Source organism: uncultured Tateyamaria sp. (assembly GCF_947503385.1).
Taxonomy (GTDB): Bacteria; Pseudomonadota; Alphaproteobacteria; order Rhodobacterales; family Rhodobacteraceae; genus Tateyamaria.
In genome coordinates, this window is sequence record NZ_CANNDO010000003.1 from 393,846 (window position 1) to 409,623 (window position 15,778).

The following is a 15,778-nucleotide window of genomic DNA, read 5'->3' on the forward strand; positions in this document are numbered from 1 at the left end:
AATTGTGGTCAGAGAATGATAAAATCGTAGTTCGAATAGCCGCGCCGCCGCGCGCAGACCTCGTAGCCTTCGCGCACGCCGTCGTCGTTGGTATTGCCCTCAATGGTTTCGTAAAGCGTGGCGTTTGCCCCCACGACAAGGCCCACATGGGTCCAGTCCAGCGGGTCACTGCGCCGCAAAAAGATGGAGCCGGGGGTGATCGCATCGGGCGTTGCGTCCCGCTCCGCCAGAAAGATGCCCGCCGCTTGGCCTTGCGCGGCCAGAGTATCGCAGGAGGTGCTGCCCGCCAGGGGCAGTGGGTGCATCAAGGCCTGACTGGCCTGCCGCATCACAAAGCGGCAAAAGCCCGCGCACCACAGCATCGCCGGTCCATCGTGACCATCCATATACAGCCGCACCCAAGGACCGCGATTGGCGCCGCCCACTTCGCGGGGATGCGCGTTGAGATGCTGTTCGGCAAAGGCAATCATACCCTCGCCCAGCGTCATCGACGACATGATTGGGTTGAACAGCGTGTCCACCATGGGCTGCACCAGCGCATTCCACGTCTCTTCGTCCACCATACCAGAGGTCGGCAGGCCATTGTTGAACTGGAACCGCATGACCGTGTCTTCGGTCACACCGCCATAGTCGCTGTCGACAACAACTCCGAGGCCATGCAGGCACAACCATTCCTGAACGCGTTTGGCAGCGTTGCCGCGCTTGCCCCGCTCCAAAAGACCGGGAAAGGTAATTTCATCGCGAATATAACGACTTAGCCCAGACGGATCGTCTTGTAAAACATGCATAAAAATTTCCTAAAATATAATGGAATACAGCCTATTGGCGAAAATTGGATCGCGCAAGCTTTTGGTGACGCCCGCCCTGCCCTGCCTTGGCTGGACTCACGCATCTGGCGGCGCACCGGCCAGAATTTCCAGCGCATTGGCGGTGCGGGTCGTGTTGTTGTAAATGCCAAGGCTAAGCTCGTAGAGCCCGGTCGCCAAAAAGCAGGTGCCCGCCACAAATACCGACGCCACCAGCCCGGCCAACAGGACAATAACTCCGAGAATAGCCGCCTCGAAAAAGGCGAGCGTGGCCCCGACAAGCGTGCCAATCACCATGAAGGAAAACACCAACCAGATGATTGTGTTTAATGATCTGACGAGAAAATCGCGCATCTAAAATACTCCCTGAAGTGTGGCTTCAGGATGTGACCGGTTAAAGATTCCCGCAAGGGTGTTGCGCGCGCCGGGCAGGATGCGGCGCGATTTTGCAGATCAATCCGCAGCGGCATCCGCGCAGCTGATCACGTCGATCCCAAGGTCTGCCACCGCCTGTTTTACCGCATCATCGGTCAATACGTGCAAGCAGGATATGCGGTCTTCCATGACGTCCTCGTAGCCGGTGTGCCCCAAGGCGGCGAGGTCTTGGGACGGCACCGCCGGGTGGTCGATGAAGATATGCGTGCCGGGCGTCAGGCCCGCCAGTTGCGCAACAAATGCCGTCGTCCTTTGCGCGGCATCTCTGGGCTGTGGGGGATAGCCCGCGAACCGAGGAACACCCTGCCCAAACGGATCATCCCGCAATCCGAATTCGGCGCACAGAGCGGCAATCAGAACCCCCAGGCGCGGATCAAAATCCGCGAAGTGCCGGATCATATGTGCGCTCACATGGGTGGCTTCGGCAAACATCGTCTTGCCTAGGACGATTTGCGCCCGAAACTCCGCTTCGACGTCGGCTATGTCCCATGGGTGGTGCTGCAAGGCCGGGCGGTTGTCACCGTCGCGTGCCAGCAACTGGGGCAGGAACTGGCCGTGCGCGTCTGTCAGGCTGGGCGCAGGTGTCAATGGCCGCCATTTGACGGCGTCCCATTCACTGGTCAGCGTCAGATGGATGCCGATGTCGATCTCGGTGTGCGCGTTGAACACCATGGCGGCGTGTTGCGTCCACGTGCAGGGCATCATCACTTCCACGCTGCGGGCGATCCCGTCGGTACAGGCTCGCAGGCACCCCATATTGGCCGCCCAGCTAGAGCCAGCATCATCGACACGCACGATCAACCGGCGTTTGTCCGTCACATCGTTCTGCATCGCTTACTCCACAATTATCACCTGCCAGGTCGCCGCACCTTCGACGCTTTTGGCATAGGCCCGCCCGACGCGTTCCGATGCCACTGGATTATGGCCGGGAAACCATTGCCCGTAGCGCGGCACCGACACGTCCAACAGGCCCGGGCTGACTACGTTGATCCGCAATCCGCGCGGCATTTCGATAGCGGAGCCTGTGACGAACCCCGCCAATGCGCCGTTGGCCGTCGCTGCCCCCACGCCGAAGCGGATCGGGTCACGGTCCAGCACGCCGCTGGTCAGCGTGAACGATCCCCCATCCACCACGGCGTCCAATCCGGCCAAAACCAGATTGATCTGCCCCATCACCTTTTGCTGCAAACCAAACAGCATACTGTCGCTCGTATGCTCGGCCAGAGCCATGAACTTTACATCGCCAGCGGTTGCAACAACCGCATCAACCGGTCCCACCTTTGCAAACATCCGGTCGATGTCCGACCGGTCTGACATATCAACCGTCAGGTCGCCGCTGGTGCGCCCGACGCGGATCACGTCGTGGCGCTGCCCCAATTCGGCACAGGCTGCCTGTCCGATATCCCCATTTGCGCCAACCACGATAATCTTCATGCCCTGTCCTCCGGTGTTTTTTACGCGCCGCTGGCGCGCTGGACCAATCAGCCCACACTGACACATCCGCACGATGGGTCACATGAACGACTTTTAACGGTGCAAGATCACGCCTTTGGCGGCTCACGCAGGCACCAACGACGCTGGGATGTCGACGCACGGTTGTATTTTTCACAACTCACGGTAACCTCAGATCCATTGATATTACAAAGATGCGCGCGGCAGAACCATTGGCTGCGCCAGTTTGCACAAAGAGGTTTTCATGTCGAACATTGCCGGCAAGGCATATGCGATGAATGTCGTGACGCCCAGCAACCCGAAAATCACGTGGATCAACCGATTGCTGTTCATGGCCTCCCGCGGGTTGCCAAGCAACCTGATGGGATTGTTGGGTCTGTCGCTGATCCACTTTGCCCGTTGGGTGATCATCAAGCCCGCCGACTGGCCCAATCTGGGTCAAGGGCAGGAACGGTTGAAAAATGACTACGTCCTGTTTTGTTCGAATTTCAACGGGACATGGGACCAGTACATCGACGCGTTTTCGGACGGGATTCCCAGCGGTCTGGACCTTTTTTGGTATGCGTCGATCAAATACCCAAAGTCGATCCCGATCACCCCGTTCAAGGATTACATCACCTTCAATCAGGTCAGCACCGACTACTATTACAACGCCACGCCCGGGTCGGCGCAGCGGGACGTCAAGACAAGCCTGTTGGTCTATGACCAGGTCCTGAAGCTGAATGAATTGCACCGCTCCGCCAGTCCCGAGGATTTCGCCGCCGCCTACAAAAAAGCCGCGCTAAAGATGCAGATTGGTTTGGGCGATCCTGGCTTTGGCCCGGTTGCAAGCCTCGACACCGAACGGGCAGAGGTCAACCGACGCGACTACATCGAAGAAGCGCAAACGACCTATGCCAGTCAACGTGCCGCATTGGGTCAGGAGCGGCCAGATGCCTGATCTCGATTCTGGACATATCTTCCTCACGACGATGGCCCCTATCAAACCGGGCGCTCCGGTTGACGATCCGCAAACCTCGCACGAACAACGGGTCCGGATTGCACTGGCCAAGTTTCCAACCGCCAACCAATCGCCCGCCACCGTAGACGACGCGTATAACAGCCCCTTTGCCCGCAACCTGCGCAACCATCTGGCGCGGATGTTTGTGTTGAACGACACCATCTACAACGGTCGCATCACGCAAAATCCGCTGGTGGCGCAACTGCAAGGGAACAAGCAGATCGTACCGCAAGCGGTGGACCGCCTGAACGCACCCTATCTCGTGTTTTGTGCTGACGTGGACGCCATTGTGAATGACGGCGACCCACTGCCTGACACGCTCGGCGACAGTCAACAAAAGGCCGTTCGCGCCTCTTATGCCCGCACATTGTGGAACACGATGGAGGCAGAGTTGCGCGACGTCTATTCCAATTGCTACGGGTTTGAAGCCGTCAATTCGGCGGATGATTTCGCCAATTATCTCGACCGGTGCCACGTCGAAACGACGATGCCGTTCCACGACTACTACCTCGAACTGGAAAGCGCCGAGTTCCACAATCTGCCGGTCAAACCTTTGCTTTATGGCGTGCTCGCCCCGCTGGCCTTTGGTGTGCTGACGCTGTTGTTGTGGCTGTTCGGGGTCAGCCATGTGCCGATCCTTGGCTGGGCCAGCCTGCCCACATGGATCATCTCGCTGCTGCTGGGGGGGCTGCTGGCTTATCTGGCGATCCGCTTTGCCATCTCTAACGGAGAAAAACCGCTGGCCCCGGCCACGTATGACGACCTGCCTTCTGTGCTGAAGGCGCTGTATATCCAGCAGAAATTCGCAGAGTTCTATATCAAGAACCAAGGTTTGCCGCCCGATGAATTGCACGCCGCCTTTGGCGCATTCACCCAAGAGCATGATCCGCAAAACCGACACCACAAGACACAAAAGCCGGGGGTCATTTCATCTGCTGATCCCGACAATGTCACAGTGAACGACGCGAGCCCGACATGACACGCAAACTGAACCTCAACGACATTCAGGGCAATGTCACACGCGCCTATGGCCGTTATTCGTTTCCCTTTGCCCGCTACATCTTTTTCCACATCAACGCGCCCGAAGGCGGACGCCATTTCATCAACAAGATCCGCCAAAAGGTGACAACAGCGGCGCGCTGGCCCGATCAGGAGTCGCGGCCAAAATGCACCACCAACATCGCGCTGACCTTTCCCGGTCTGCTGGCATTGCAACTGCCGGTGCGCACGCTTCAGGCTATGCCGGACGAATTTATCGAAGGGATGAAGCAGCGCGCCTTTATCCTCGGTGACCGCGACCAGACCGCCACCGAGGATGAGGCGATCCGCGATGATTGGGATCAGCATTGGGACCCCATCTGGCAAAAAAGCCGCAAGCCCGGCACGCTGGGGTTCGGCAAGGATGACGTGCATGTCCTTGTGACACTGAACGCCCAAAGCCAAAGCCAGGACGTCCAGATCAACCCCCATGCTGAACTGGATGCGCGCACCCAGTGGGTGTTGGACGCCGCCAAGGAATGTGGCGTCACGCACGTGACCGGTGTTGGCAAGGACGGCGATCAACCCTATCAGGATGCACGCGCCGTTTTCGACGAGGTGGACGGCGTGATGCGCCCAACTGCCAAGGAGCATTTCGGCTTCACCGACGGCATTGGCAATCCGGTATTCGAAGGGCAATTGCCGCTCGAGATCGAAGGCGACGCGGTCATTGGGCGTGGCAAGCTGATGGGCAACGGCTGGGAGCCTCTGGCCACGGGCGAATTCATCCTTGGTCACCCAGACGAAAGCCAAGAGTTGCCGCCATTGGCCCGCCCGCCCGAATTCATGCGCAATGGCACATTCTTTGCCTTCCGCAAGCTGCACGAAAATGTCGGCAGTTTCGATGCCGTCGTGAACGAAGAGGCAAAGCGTTACGCCACCGTCATGGACATCCCCGTCGACGAAGCGGTCGAGACGATCCGCGCAAAGATGTGCGGGCGTTGGTCAGACGGCGTGCCGCTGTCCAAGGTGCCGACCCATGCGGAATGGATCGCCTTTGGCGAGGAACACGGCTGGCGCGGTGACGGCGTGAACCCGTTCGAAGGCTATGTGAAAAACCTCAAATACATCGCCTCGCCCGAGGCGCGTGATTTCCGCTATGCCGACGATATGGCAGGCCTGAAATGCCCCGGTGGTGCGCATATGCGGCGCATGAACACCCGCGACTACCTTGATCCGCTGAACGAAAGCGGTGTGACCGACACAGGTCAGCAGCCCAAGAACGCCAAGGCCACCAGTGCGCTGAACAAACGCCGGCGTATCCTGCGCCGGGGCCTGCCCTATGGCCCGCCAAACAACGCTCACAAGGATGACGACACTGAACAGGGCGTGATCATGATTATCATGGGCGCAAGCCTGTTTCGGCAGTTCGAGTTCGTGCAGCAGCAGTGGATTCAATACGGGCTCGATTTTCATCAGGGCAACAACACCTGCCCCCTGCTGGGCAGCCACCAAGAGCACAAGCGGTTTACGATCCCGTCCGATCCGTCAACCGGCAAGCCACCTTATGTGATGAGCAAGCTCAAGACATTCGTGGAGTGCCGCGGGGGTGATTATTTCTTTGTGCCGTCGATGACGTCCTTGCGCATGATGGCGATGGGGATCGTCGACCCGACCTGACCGGAAACGAGGCGTTCCATGATCACTGCAATTCTCAACATCTTTGTCGCGATCTATCAACGGCTTGCGGTTTGGGTGGAGGCGCTGTTGGCACTTGGCTATCTGATATTTGGTGGCATTGGTGCGCTGGTCTCTGGCGGGATCGCGCCCTTTTTTCTCAGGGCGAACACCCAGCGCCGCGCCTTTGCCCTTCTGCGTGGGTTTTGGCCAAACCTGTCGCTGAACCGGGTGGTGATGAAATGCTATGACAACACCGGCACCGCCGTCGTGACGCGGCGTGCGGACGTCATTGAGGTGCTCAATCGCAACGCGGATTTTGAAGTGGTCTACGGCCCGCGGATGCGGCAGTTGACCGAAGGCGATAACTTCTTTCTCGGGATGCAGCCGGGGTGGGACTACACCCGTGACACGTCTGCCATGCGGCTGGCAGCGCGCATGACGGATGTCGCCGAAATCGTGCAGCCGCGCGCAGAAACGCTTGCCGATCAGATCGTGGCAGGATGCGGCGGCAAGATCGACATCGTGCCGACCCTGACCCTCGAAGTGCCGTGGGACATGACCGACACGTATTTCGGCTGCGGCGCCACGCGCGAACAGATGCAGCAATGGACCACGACCCTGTTCTGGTATCTGTTTCAGGACCTCGGCGCCGATCCGGAAAAGGACGCCATCGCGCTGGGACAGGCTGCGGAACTGCGCGACTATCTCGATGCCCATATCGCGCAGCGCAAAGCAAACCCGACAGACGCGCCTGACATTCTGAACCGCTGCCTCGCGCTGCAATCCTCCGACACGCCGGGGATGAGCGACCTTGGCATCCGCAACAACATCCTTGGCCTGCTGATCGGGGCCATCCCCACGATCTCCAAGGCCAGCTGTCTGGCGCTGGACGAGTTGCTGAACCGCCCCGATGCGCTGGCTTCGGCCCAAAGGGCAGCACGCGCAGACGATGACGACCTGCTCGCGCAGCACTGTTGGGAAGCGCTCAGGTTCAACCCGTTCAACCCGGTGATCTATCGCCGCGCAACCCACAACACCGAGGTCGCCACATCCACCCTGCGCCGGGTCAAGATTGCCAAGGGTCAAATTGTCTTTGCAGCCAATTTTTCGGCCTGTTTCGACCGTTTCGACATCCCCGACCCCAACACATTCCGCACCGACCGGGCGTGGGAGACCTACATGATCTGGGGCTACGGGATGCACAATTGCTTTGGCGACATGATCAACAGGGCCGTAATTCCGGCGATCCTCAAACCGTTGCTGAAACAGAAGAACCTGCGCCGGGCGCCGGGGTCCGCAGGGCAGATCAGCACCGGCACCCTCGGGTTTCCCGATCACTTTCACCTCGAATTCGACGCCTGAAGGAGACAACAATCGCAAACGATCCCCTCCTCATCACGCTGCTGCCATCCTCCGGTGTCGATTTGAGCCGCTGGTTGATGGCCCATTACGGCATACGCTACACAGAACGGCCCCACGCGCCGATTTTCCACGTGCTGGCGCTCAAAAGTTGGGGCGAAGGCAAGGATGACTACCCGCTTCTCGTACACGCGGATCGCAAGACCAAGACGGTGGGTTGCCGCAAAATCGCTGAGCTCTATGACCCCGACGCGCCTGCGGACAAACGGTTGCTGCCGGATGACGCGGATAAGGCGAAACAGGTCGATGACATTGTGCAGGACGCCTATTGGACGCTGGGTGGCGACGTCGTGAATTGGTCCTACTGGAACTTCCTCCAATACAAATGGGTGGTCTGGCCTTCGCTCACGACCAAGGTGCCGTGGTATGAACGGCTCACCTGTCTGCTTGCGTTCGGTGTGATCCGAACGCTGATGTACAAGGGTCTGAAGCTGGACCAGAGCGTCGCGGACACCTCACTCAAGGATATCCACGCAGGCTGGGACCGTTTTGACGCAATGCTCAGTGATGGGCGCAGCTATCTGGTGGGTGATCGGTTGAGCTATGCCGATCTGGCTGTGGCGGCGGCGTTGGGGCCGATGATCCTCGCGCAGGGCTATCACGGCATGTTGCCAAACCAAGCCCGGTGCCCGGTGTTCATGCAGGACATCTACAAAACGCTGCGCCAGCGCCCCACCGGTCAATTCATCCAGCGCATCTATGACCAGCACCGCCCGGCGCAATTGCTGTGTGTGTAGGCAACCCGGTCAAAAGGGTCGGGCCGTGCGCGCAACGGGCACCGGCATCCGCACCATTTTCTGCGCCAGCGCGATAAAACCCTGCGCCTGATGCTGCGCCAGCGCGTGTCCCTTTTCAGCGCTGGCCAGATGCGCCTCGCCCACCACACCGCTGTCCGACAGATCGGCCGCACACCAGCCATAAGAGATCGGGCCGATGGGCGAGATTTCAGTGGTCTCTGCCGTTGACCGAAAATCGCGGGCGGCAGCCATGTCCACTGTCTCGGGCCGAAAGGCCAGCATCAGTGATGTTTCGCTGTCCCCGCCATGAATGCCGTAAGTGTTTTCCTGCGCACTGAACAACCCCTCGGGCGCGCCGAAGGACCCCCACTGCGTCTTCACGGCCAGCATTCCGGCCTGCACGCGCAATTCGCGCGACAGGATCGAAATCAGGTCGAGATTGCCGCCATGGGAATTTACGATCATCAGCTTTTTCAGGCCAGCGCGGGCCACCGACAGGCCAATCTCGGTCCAGGCGCGCAAGGCCGTCTCGGCGCCAAGCGTGCACGTGCCCGCCGCCCAGAGATGTTCATTTGACTTGCCCACCGCCTGAACGGGCAGGATCAGCAGGTCAAGGTCATCCGGGCAAACGCCGCGCACCGCGTCCAGCATCCCTTGGGCGATCAGGGTGTCCGTGCCCACGGGCAGATGCGGTCCGTGCTGTTCAATGGCCGCTGTCGGCAGCACCGCGATCGTGCGGTCGGGGTCAAGCCCCTCGAAATCCGGCATCTTGAGATCAGCCCAATCACGCGCAGTCATGTGGTGTCCTTTGGTGCATAGGTCGCCGCGAGCCGCGAGGCGAGGTAATCGGCGGCGCGGATCGGCGGATACTTGGCCGGACCGGTGCCCGGCAGCGCCTCGACCAGCGCATCGGGGTCGGCCTCGCAGAAAAAGGCGACGGACCGACGCTGGCGCTTGGGTGGCAACACGCGGTGCGGGGTCGAGACGTAGATGTCATTCGTCCAGCGCATCAGGCAATCGCCGATATTGACCACGTAGGCCCCCGGCACCTGTGGCACATCTGTCCAGTCTCCGGCGCGCGGGCGCACCTGCAATCCCGGTTCGCCATCCGTCATCAACAGCGTGATTGCGCCGTAATCCGTATGCGCCCCGGCCCCGATTTCATTCCCGGCTCCGGTGGCGGGCGGGTAGTGCAACAGGCGCATAGCAGACAAAGGCTCGGTGAACAGCGGGGCAAAGTGATCGGCTGACAGACCCAAATCCTCGGCCATGACGCTCAGTAAGGCCGAGGCCTGCACCTGACACGCGTTGTAATAGGCCAGCATCGTGTCCGCAAAGCCGGGAATGTCCGGCCATCGGTTCACGCCGCGAAACGGTGCGTTGGCCATCACCCGCGGATCGTCCGGCGCAAGATCGTAACCGATATTGAACGTCTCTTTGGTGTCGACCTCGGGGCGCGTCTCGTCCAGAGACTCGTCCCCCGGCTTGGCCCAACCGCGAAAATGCGGGGTGTCGAGGATCGACAGCTTGGCTTTTTCGGCGCGGGGCTGGCCGAAAAATGCATCGGCCAGCCGAAACACGTCATCCCGCAAAGTCTCGGGCACTTGCGCGTTGACGAGCAGAAAGAACCCCGTGTCCCGCACCGCACGCCCCAGATCGGCGGTAAAGCCTGCGCGGTCACCTTGCGCCTGCGTCCAGTCGAGCACGGGGATCATGCGGTCAGCCTCTCCATCTTTGCGGCCACCTGTCTGAGATACCGTGCACGCGTGTCATCTGTCGAGCTGTCCATCAGGTAATGCGCGGCAAAGACGGTCCTGCACCGTTTTGCACAAATGGCCCGCACGCCGCGCGTCAGCATCTTGCGCCCCGGCGACCCGACAAGTGTCGTCAGCCACCAAGACGCCCCGCAGGTCGTAAAGACGCCCAGCCGTTTGATATGCGTCAGGCCGGGACGAATATTGTCGCCCTCGCCTTTGGGCATGATAAACGCCACACCCGGCAGCAGCACCCGGTCGAGCCACCCCTTGAGCATGGCAGGCAACCCGTACCACCACGTCGGATAGACAAAGATCAGCACATCCGCCCACTGCACATCCTTCACATCCTGCGCGACGGGTTCGGCATTGCAGCTTTCGTCAAGATAGCAGTCCAACTCATGTTCGGTGAGCACCGGCATGAAGTTGGACCGGTACAGGTCGCGCATCCGGTACTCGACCCCGGCCTTGTCCAGATGTCCAATCACCGTCTCCAGCACGGCTGCGTTGAAGCTGTCCTTTTTCGGGTGACAAAAGATGATGAGCGCGCGCATCAGAACGTCCTTAACTGGTCTCCGACATAGGTCAGGAATTGGCGACGTCTTGCGTCGCTGGCCCGGTTCATATCGTAAAGGGCAAGGTATTTGGTCGTACGTGGGCGGCACACATGCCACACTGCGCGCGTCACACATTTGCGGGGCGGGTCGCCACACAGCATTGCGCGCATTCGGGTGCCGCCATAGGTGGTGACCGCCGCCAGCCGCCGTATGCGCGTCAGGTTCGGGACGACCTTGCCATCGTCCAGTTTGAAGGACACGCCGGGCAGAAACACCCTGTCGAGAAAGCCCTTGAGCATTGCCGGGTAGCCAAAATTCCAGACCGGGAACACCATCACCAGCGCATCTGCCGCTTGCAAACGGTCCACGTAATCCTTGACCGGGGTGATATTGTCCGGCGCATCGTGATAGCCGCGCCGTTCGGCCTCGGTCATGACCGGATTGAACCCCTCGGCATAGAGGTCGCAGTCGTCGACACTCCAGCCCCGCGCCTCAAGCGTCTTGACCGTTTCAGCGTGCAGGGCCTGATTGAAACTGTCGGGCACCGGGTGCGCCGCAAGCACAAGCGCGTGCTGCGGCTCCGCCGGGACCGTTGGCGCTTGGGTCATTCGGCAGCCTGCATCTTGGGGTAGGCATACATGGTCGAGAAATCGAAGTCCGGATCGTCCCATGCAATCATCTTGCCGGGGTTCAGCAGACCTTTGGGGTCGGCCTCGCGCTTGAAGGTCAACTGCCGGTCATCGACCGTCTGCCGCCCGCCCTCTTCCAATGTATAGCGATGCGGGTTGAAGATCATGGCGCCCGCGTCCTCATGCATTTTCACGATCTCGTCCAAACGTTCCTCGGTGGTGAACTTGACGAGGCTGAGGCCCGCAAACATGACCTTGCCCCCCTCCTTGAGCACTTCGAGGTGCTGGAGCACTTCGGGCGACAGCGCGTCGCGCATCTGTGCAATCAGGTCGAGGTGCTGCGGATAGCCATAGCGTACTTGCAGATAGGTGATCGACGGATCGACCTTGAGCGCGCGCAAAGTCGTGTGGTTCCAGCCGTATTCAAAAACGCTGCCCGGCGCGCGCTCCCAATTGTGATTGTCGCTGCGATAGATCAGGTCGAGCCCGGTCTGCCGCCCGAGGAACGTCTCGAACCCATCCATGGAATGCGGCGCCACCATCAGCGCGATCAGGTGGTCATCAGCATCCACATGCGGCGCCACCCGCTGGAAATAGTCCTTGGCTGTAGGTGCCTCGAACACGGTGGCGAGCTTGATCAGAATGCCGTCCTGATTGGCCAGTTCCTCGGCAAAGCGGGCAGCGGCCATGAAATCCTTGGTCCGCACGAACATCTCGGTCCAGTCATAGGCCGGGGCCAGCGGCATCTCGATCTCGGTGATGATGCCATTGGTGCCATAGGCATGAGACACGCGGGCCAGTTCCTCGCCACGGAATTCGAGCACGCGCGGCTCTTCCTCCATCGTGACCACACGCAGACGTATGATATTCCCAAGATCGCGCAGACTGCCCCATGTGCAGGAGCCGACACCGCCTGAACCGCCCGCGATGAAACCGCCGATGGTGGCCGTGGCCCACGTGCTGGAAAACATGCGGATTTCTTGCCCCGACTGTTCTTTACACACCGCGTCAAGGTCCTTGAGCAGGCACCCCGGCTCCACGATCACGCGGCCCGGATGGACCTTTTTGACCTGATCCATGTGGCGCAGGTGCATGACACAGCCGCCTTCCAGCGGCATCGCCTGCCCGTAGTTACCTGTGCCCGCCCCACGTGTCGTGACGGGCACGTCGTGGGCGTAGCAGGCGCGCAAGACTTCGATCACTTCGGCCTCGTTGCGCGGACGCACAACGAAATCGGCCACCACGTGATCCAGCCGGTCCTTGAGCACAGGCGAATACCAGAAAAAGTCGCGGCTTGAGGCGCGGATATTCGTCTCTTTCTCTTCGATGTCGAGATGGGCCAATGCGGCCTTGGCAGCGTCGATGTTCATGATGTCTCCCACAGGTGATCGAGGGTGGCGTAGGCGGGCAGCGTGCGGTCAATGGCCTGCCCTTTGCGCAGCACGATGCGGTCTGATTGCGGCCGGGCATAGAGCTCGGTCCATTCGCGCGCGTTGAAAATCACAAGGTCGGCGGGGTCACCCGACGCCAGACCTTGCCGCGCAAAGCCGCAGGTTTCGGCAGGTTGGGTGGTGAATGCGGTGGCCCAGTCGGTTGCCGCGTGATCCAGATGCGCGATGCGCGTGGCCTGACGCATCACTTCGAGCATATCGAGGTCGCCATAGGCATAGAACGGATCGCGCGTGTTGTCCGAGGCAAAGGATACCGGGATGCCGCGTGCCTTCATCTCGTGCACCAGTGTGACACCCCGACCGCGCGGGGTCGAAGGGGCCCCTGCGGGCGCGCGATCCTGTAAATAGAGGTTGCACATGGGCAGGCTGACCACATGCAACCCTGCCCGTGCCACGAGATCCAGCGTGTCCAGCGCGCGCGCCTCGTCCTGCGTGGACAGCGAACAGCAATGGCCCACGACGATACGTCCGTCGAACCCAACCTCCATAGCCACTTCGGCAATGAGGCGCAGGGTTTCAGAGGATGCATCCATCGTCTCATCCACGTGAAAATCTGCATCCAGCCCGCGCGCCGCCGCGAGGCGAAAGAACCCTTCGAGCCGGTCGCGCAGGTCCGGCACAGGGTATGTCACCATCCCAAGAACACCGTCATGCGCGGCCACCAGATCGGCTGTGACGCGAAAATCGCCGTCCTCGGAGAAGCTATCGCAACCGATCAGGCAGACACCTTGCAGGTCGATCCGACCGGCCCAAGCCGCGCGCAACTCGGCAAAAACGGGCCACGTGATCTGCGGCTGCGGCGGTATGCTGTCGAGATGCGTGCGCACAGCGCGGGTGCCATGCGCGTAGGCGCAATTCAGGCCAAACTCCATTCGGCTGCGCAGATCATCTGCGGACCAATTGGCATGATCCGCACGGACCGTTGTCAACGCCCCCATAAACGACCCATCCGGGTTGGACGCGCGCGGCCAGATATGCCCCTTGTCCAGATGCACGTGCATATCCGCAAAACAGGGCAGAACCATCGCGCGGGCCATTTCGACGCGCGTGCCCGGTGTATCCGTTAATGTGCCATCGGCAATATGCACATCCGTTCGGATCAGATCACCCGCCTGCCCCAACAGGCAGGCTGGCACGGTCACATTGGCAAGGGTTATGGGTCCGCTGGGCAGGGCGCGAAAATCCATCAATGCTCCCGCTTGATTGCGCTTTCATGCCACCTGCGGAGCAGCATGTGAGACAACAGGGACAGGGCGGCGAAGATGAACACACCCATAGCGGCCACAATCGCAAGTGCAGCAAACATACGCGCGATGTTCAGCCGGTAACCCGCCTCTTGGATACGAAAGGCAAGGCCCGTGCCCACACCACCCGTCCCCGCGACCAGTTCAGCCACCACGGCGCCGATCAGCGACAGGCCCCCCGCGATCTTGAGACCACCAAGGAAATATGGCAACGCCGAGGGCAGTTGCAGCATCCAAAGCCGTTGCCAGCGCGTGGCACCATAGATGCGGAACAGGTCGCGCAGGTTGTGGTCCACCGAATTGAGGCCCAGCGTCGTGGAACTGAGCACCGGAAAGAACGCGACAATCCAAGCGCACATGAGCATCCCGACCGTCTTGCTTTCAACATAGATAAAGATCAGGGGCGCGATGGACACAACCGGGGTCACCTGCAAGATCACCGCATATGGATAAAGCGACAGTTCAACCATACGCGATTGGTTGAACAGAATGGCGAGCCCCGCCCCGCCCACAACGGCTATGGCCAGCGCCATGAGTGTGATGCGCCCGGTCAACAGCGCACTGTCCCACAAAAGGTTCCAATCCCCTGTCAGGCTGGCCCAGACGCGGGACGGACCGGGCAGGATAAAATGGGGTATGTCGTTCCAGACAACGATGCGGTCCCACAGCCAGATTGCCAAAACCATAACCAGCAGAGGCAGTACATACCGTGCCGTCTGTTCGACCCTGCGGCGGCGTGCGCGGCGGGCTTCCTCCGCGTCGACAGTGGCGGCCTTGCCCGCCTTGGCCCCCGGCAGGTCCGTGACACTCATGCTGCCGCCTCCATCGCCTGTTCCAGCGCCTGCGACGCGGCACGGCAATGGGCGGCATAATCGGCTGATGTGCGAAACGCCTCGTCCCTGGGATGTGGCGCATCGACGTGTAATTCCTCGATCACCCGTCCGGGACGCGCCGCCATCACCACAATGCGGTCCGACAGGAACACGCTTTCGAACACCGAATGGGTGACAAATATCACGGTGCAGCCGATCCGCGCCTGCATGTCCAAAAGGTCATTGTTCAGCTTGAAACGGGTGATTTCGTCCAGCGCGGCAAAAGGTTCGTCCATGAGGATCAGCTTGGGCTGGGTGACCATGGCGCGCGCAATCGACACCCGCATTTTCATGCCCCCCGACAGCGCGCGGGGGTAGGCGTTCTGGAATTTTTCCAAGCCCACCAATTTGAGCGTTTGCAAGATATCGTCCTTGGCCGCGCTGTAAGGCGTGCCTTCCAGCCGGAACGGCAAATACACATTCTGTGCAACCGTGGCCCACGGCATCAGGGTGGGCTCCTGAAACACAACGCCCAGATCACCCTTGGCGCGCGGTGTGGACCATTCGATACGACCCGCAGTTGGATCCGACAGCCCGGCAATCAGACGCAGCGCAGTGGACTTGCCACAGCCTGACGGGCCAAGCAGCGAAATGAAATCACCCTCGCGCACCTCAAGTGACATGGCGCGCAAGGCTGCCACGTTGCCGGGAAACACCTTGTCCACCGCGCTCACGCGCAACAGTTCAGAACGCTCTGCAAAGGGGGCAATGCGGGCCATACGTCCTCCGGTTTGGGGGCGGACCCGGTCCGCCCCCACCTGCCG

At 60.5% G+C, this 15,778-nt stretch carries 17 protein-coding genes; 5 read left to right on the top strand and 12 right to left on the bottom strand.

All coding sequences use genetic code 11. The annotated features are described in order from the left end of the window. Window positions 1-8: 8 nt before the first annotated feature. From Q1A85_RS12995 to Q1A85_RS13010, 4 genes are all read right to left on the bottom strand, one after another. Window positions 9-788 (bottom strand): peptidoglycan-binding domain-containing protein, encoded by a 780-nt coding sequence (locus Q1A85_RS12995; RefSeq protein WP_299689725.1) that lies wholly within the window; start codon window positions 786-788, stop codon window positions 9-11. 96 nt (window positions 789-884) lie between these two features. Continuing rightward, entirely contained in the window at window positions 885-1,160 is a 276-nt protein-coding gene (locus tag Q1A85_RS13000; RefSeq protein ID WP_299689727.1) for a hypothetical protein, read from the bottom strand. A gap of 99 nt (window positions 1,161-1,259) precedes the next feature. Continuing rightward, entirely contained in the window at window positions 1,260-2,072 is an 813-nt protein-coding gene (locus Q1A85_RS13005; RefSeq protein WP_299689730.1) for a ChbG/HpnK family deacetylase, read from the bottom strand. A gap of 3 nt (window positions 2,073-2,075) precedes the next feature. Next, window positions 2,076-2,741 carry a short chain dehydrogenase gene (locus Q1A85_RS13010; RefSeq protein WP_299689733.1) on the bottom strand — a complete coding sequence of 222 codons (666 nt, stop codon included), beginning with the start codon at window positions 2,739-2,741 and terminating at the stop codon, window positions 2,076-2,078. A gap of 196 nt (window positions 2,742-2,937) precedes the next feature. Between Q1A85_RS13010 and Q1A85_RS13015 the strand changes: the two genes are divergently transcribed. The 5 genes from Q1A85_RS13015 to Q1A85_RS13035 all read left to right on the top strand — a co-directional run bounded on the left by Q1A85_RS13015 (window position 2,938) and on the right by Q1A85_RS13035 (window position 8,507). Beyond that, window positions 2,938-3,633, top strand: a complete 696-nt coding sequence (locus tag Q1A85_RS13015; protein WP_299689736.1) for a hypothetical protein — start codon at window positions 2,938-2,940, stop codon at window positions 3,631-3,633. Next, window positions 3,626-4,672: a hypothetical protein gene (locus Q1A85_RS13020; protein ID WP_299689739.1), complete on the top strand. Its 1,047-nt coding sequence runs from the start codon at window positions 3,626-3,628 to the stop codon at window positions 4,670-4,672. The genes Q1A85_RS13015 and Q1A85_RS13020 overlap by 8 nt, the downstream gene beginning before the upstream one ends. After that, window positions 4,669-6,351: a peroxidase gene (locus Q1A85_RS13025; RefSeq protein ID WP_299689742.1), complete on the top strand. Its 1,683-nt coding sequence runs from the start codon at window positions 4,669-4,671 to the stop codon at window positions 6,349-6,351. The genes Q1A85_RS13020 and Q1A85_RS13025 overlap by 4 nt, the downstream gene beginning before the upstream one ends. A gap of 18 nt (window positions 6,352-6,369) precedes the next feature. Beyond that, window positions 6,370-7,713 carry a cytochrome P450 gene (locus Q1A85_RS13030; protein WP_299689745.1) on the top strand — a complete coding sequence of 448 codons (1,344 nt, stop codon included), beginning with the start codon at window positions 6,370-6,372 and terminating at the stop codon, window positions 7,711-7,713. 62 nt (window positions 7,714-7,775) lie between these two features. Next, window positions 7,776-8,507 (top strand): glutathione S-transferase C-terminal domain-containing protein, encoded by a 732-nt coding sequence (locus tag Q1A85_RS13035; protein ID WP_299689748.1) that lies wholly within the window; start codon window positions 7,776-7,778, stop codon window positions 8,505-8,507. 9 nt (window positions 8,508-8,516) lie between these two features. Here the strand turns inward: Q1A85_RS13035 and Q1A85_RS13040 are convergent, their stop codons facing one another. Genes Q1A85_RS13040 through Q1A85_RS13075 form a run of 8 tightly spaced genes read right to left on the bottom strand, consistent with a single transcriptional unit; the run spans window position 8,517 to window position 15,733 of the window. Continuing rightward, complete coding sequence (locus Q1A85_RS13040) at window positions 8,517-9,305, bottom strand: creatininase family protein (RefSeq protein ID WP_299689751.1); 789 nt, start codon at window positions 9,303-9,305, stop codon at window positions 8,517-8,519. Continuing rightward, entirely contained in the window at window positions 9,302-10,222 is a 921-nt protein-coding gene (locus tag Q1A85_RS13045) for a 2-oxoglutarate and iron-dependent oxygenase domain-containing protein (protein WP_299689754.1), read from the bottom strand. Before Q1A85_RS13045 ends, Q1A85_RS13040 begins: the two co-directional genes overlap by 4 nt. Further along, window positions 10,219-10,815: an NAD(P)H-dependent oxidoreductase gene (locus Q1A85_RS13050; RefSeq protein ID WP_299689757.1), complete on the bottom strand. Its 597-nt coding sequence runs from the start codon at window positions 10,813-10,815 to the stop codon at window positions 10,219-10,221. The genes Q1A85_RS13045 and Q1A85_RS13050 overlap by 4 nt, the downstream gene beginning before the upstream one ends. Further along, the gene (locus tag Q1A85_RS13055; protein WP_299689759.1) at window positions 10,815-11,426 is read right to left on the bottom strand and encodes an NAD(P)H-dependent oxidoreductase; all 612 of its coding nucleotides are present in this window, start codon (window positions 11,424-11,426) and stop codon (window positions 10,815-10,817) included. The genes Q1A85_RS13050 and Q1A85_RS13055 overlap by 1 nt, the downstream gene beginning before the upstream one ends. Then, the gene (locus tag Q1A85_RS13060) at window positions 11,423-12,817 is read right to left on the bottom strand and encodes an FAD-binding oxidoreductase (RefSeq protein ID WP_299689762.1); all 1,395 of its coding nucleotides are present in this window, start codon (window positions 12,815-12,817) and stop codon (window positions 11,423-11,425) included. Before Q1A85_RS13060 ends, Q1A85_RS13055 begins: the two co-directional genes overlap by 4 nt. Next, complete coding sequence (locus tag Q1A85_RS13065) at window positions 12,814-14,085, bottom strand: cytosine deaminase (RefSeq protein WP_299689765.1); 1,272 nt, start codon at window positions 14,083-14,085, stop codon at window positions 12,814-12,816. The genes Q1A85_RS13060 and Q1A85_RS13065 overlap by 4 nt, the downstream gene beginning before the upstream one ends. After that, window positions 14,085-14,954, bottom strand: a complete 870-nt coding sequence (locus tag Q1A85_RS13070; RefSeq protein ID WP_299689768.1) for an ABC transporter permease — start codon at window positions 14,952-14,954, stop codon at window positions 14,085-14,087. Before Q1A85_RS13070 ends, Q1A85_RS13065 begins: the two co-directional genes overlap by 1 nt. Further along, window positions 14,951-15,733: an ABC transporter ATP-binding protein gene (locus tag Q1A85_RS13075; protein WP_299689771.1), complete on the bottom strand. Its 783-nt coding sequence runs from the start codon at window positions 15,731-15,733 to the stop codon at window positions 14,951-14,953. Before Q1A85_RS13075 ends, Q1A85_RS13070 begins: the two co-directional genes overlap by 4 nt. Between the last annotated feature and the right edge of the window lie 45 nt (window positions 15,734-15,778).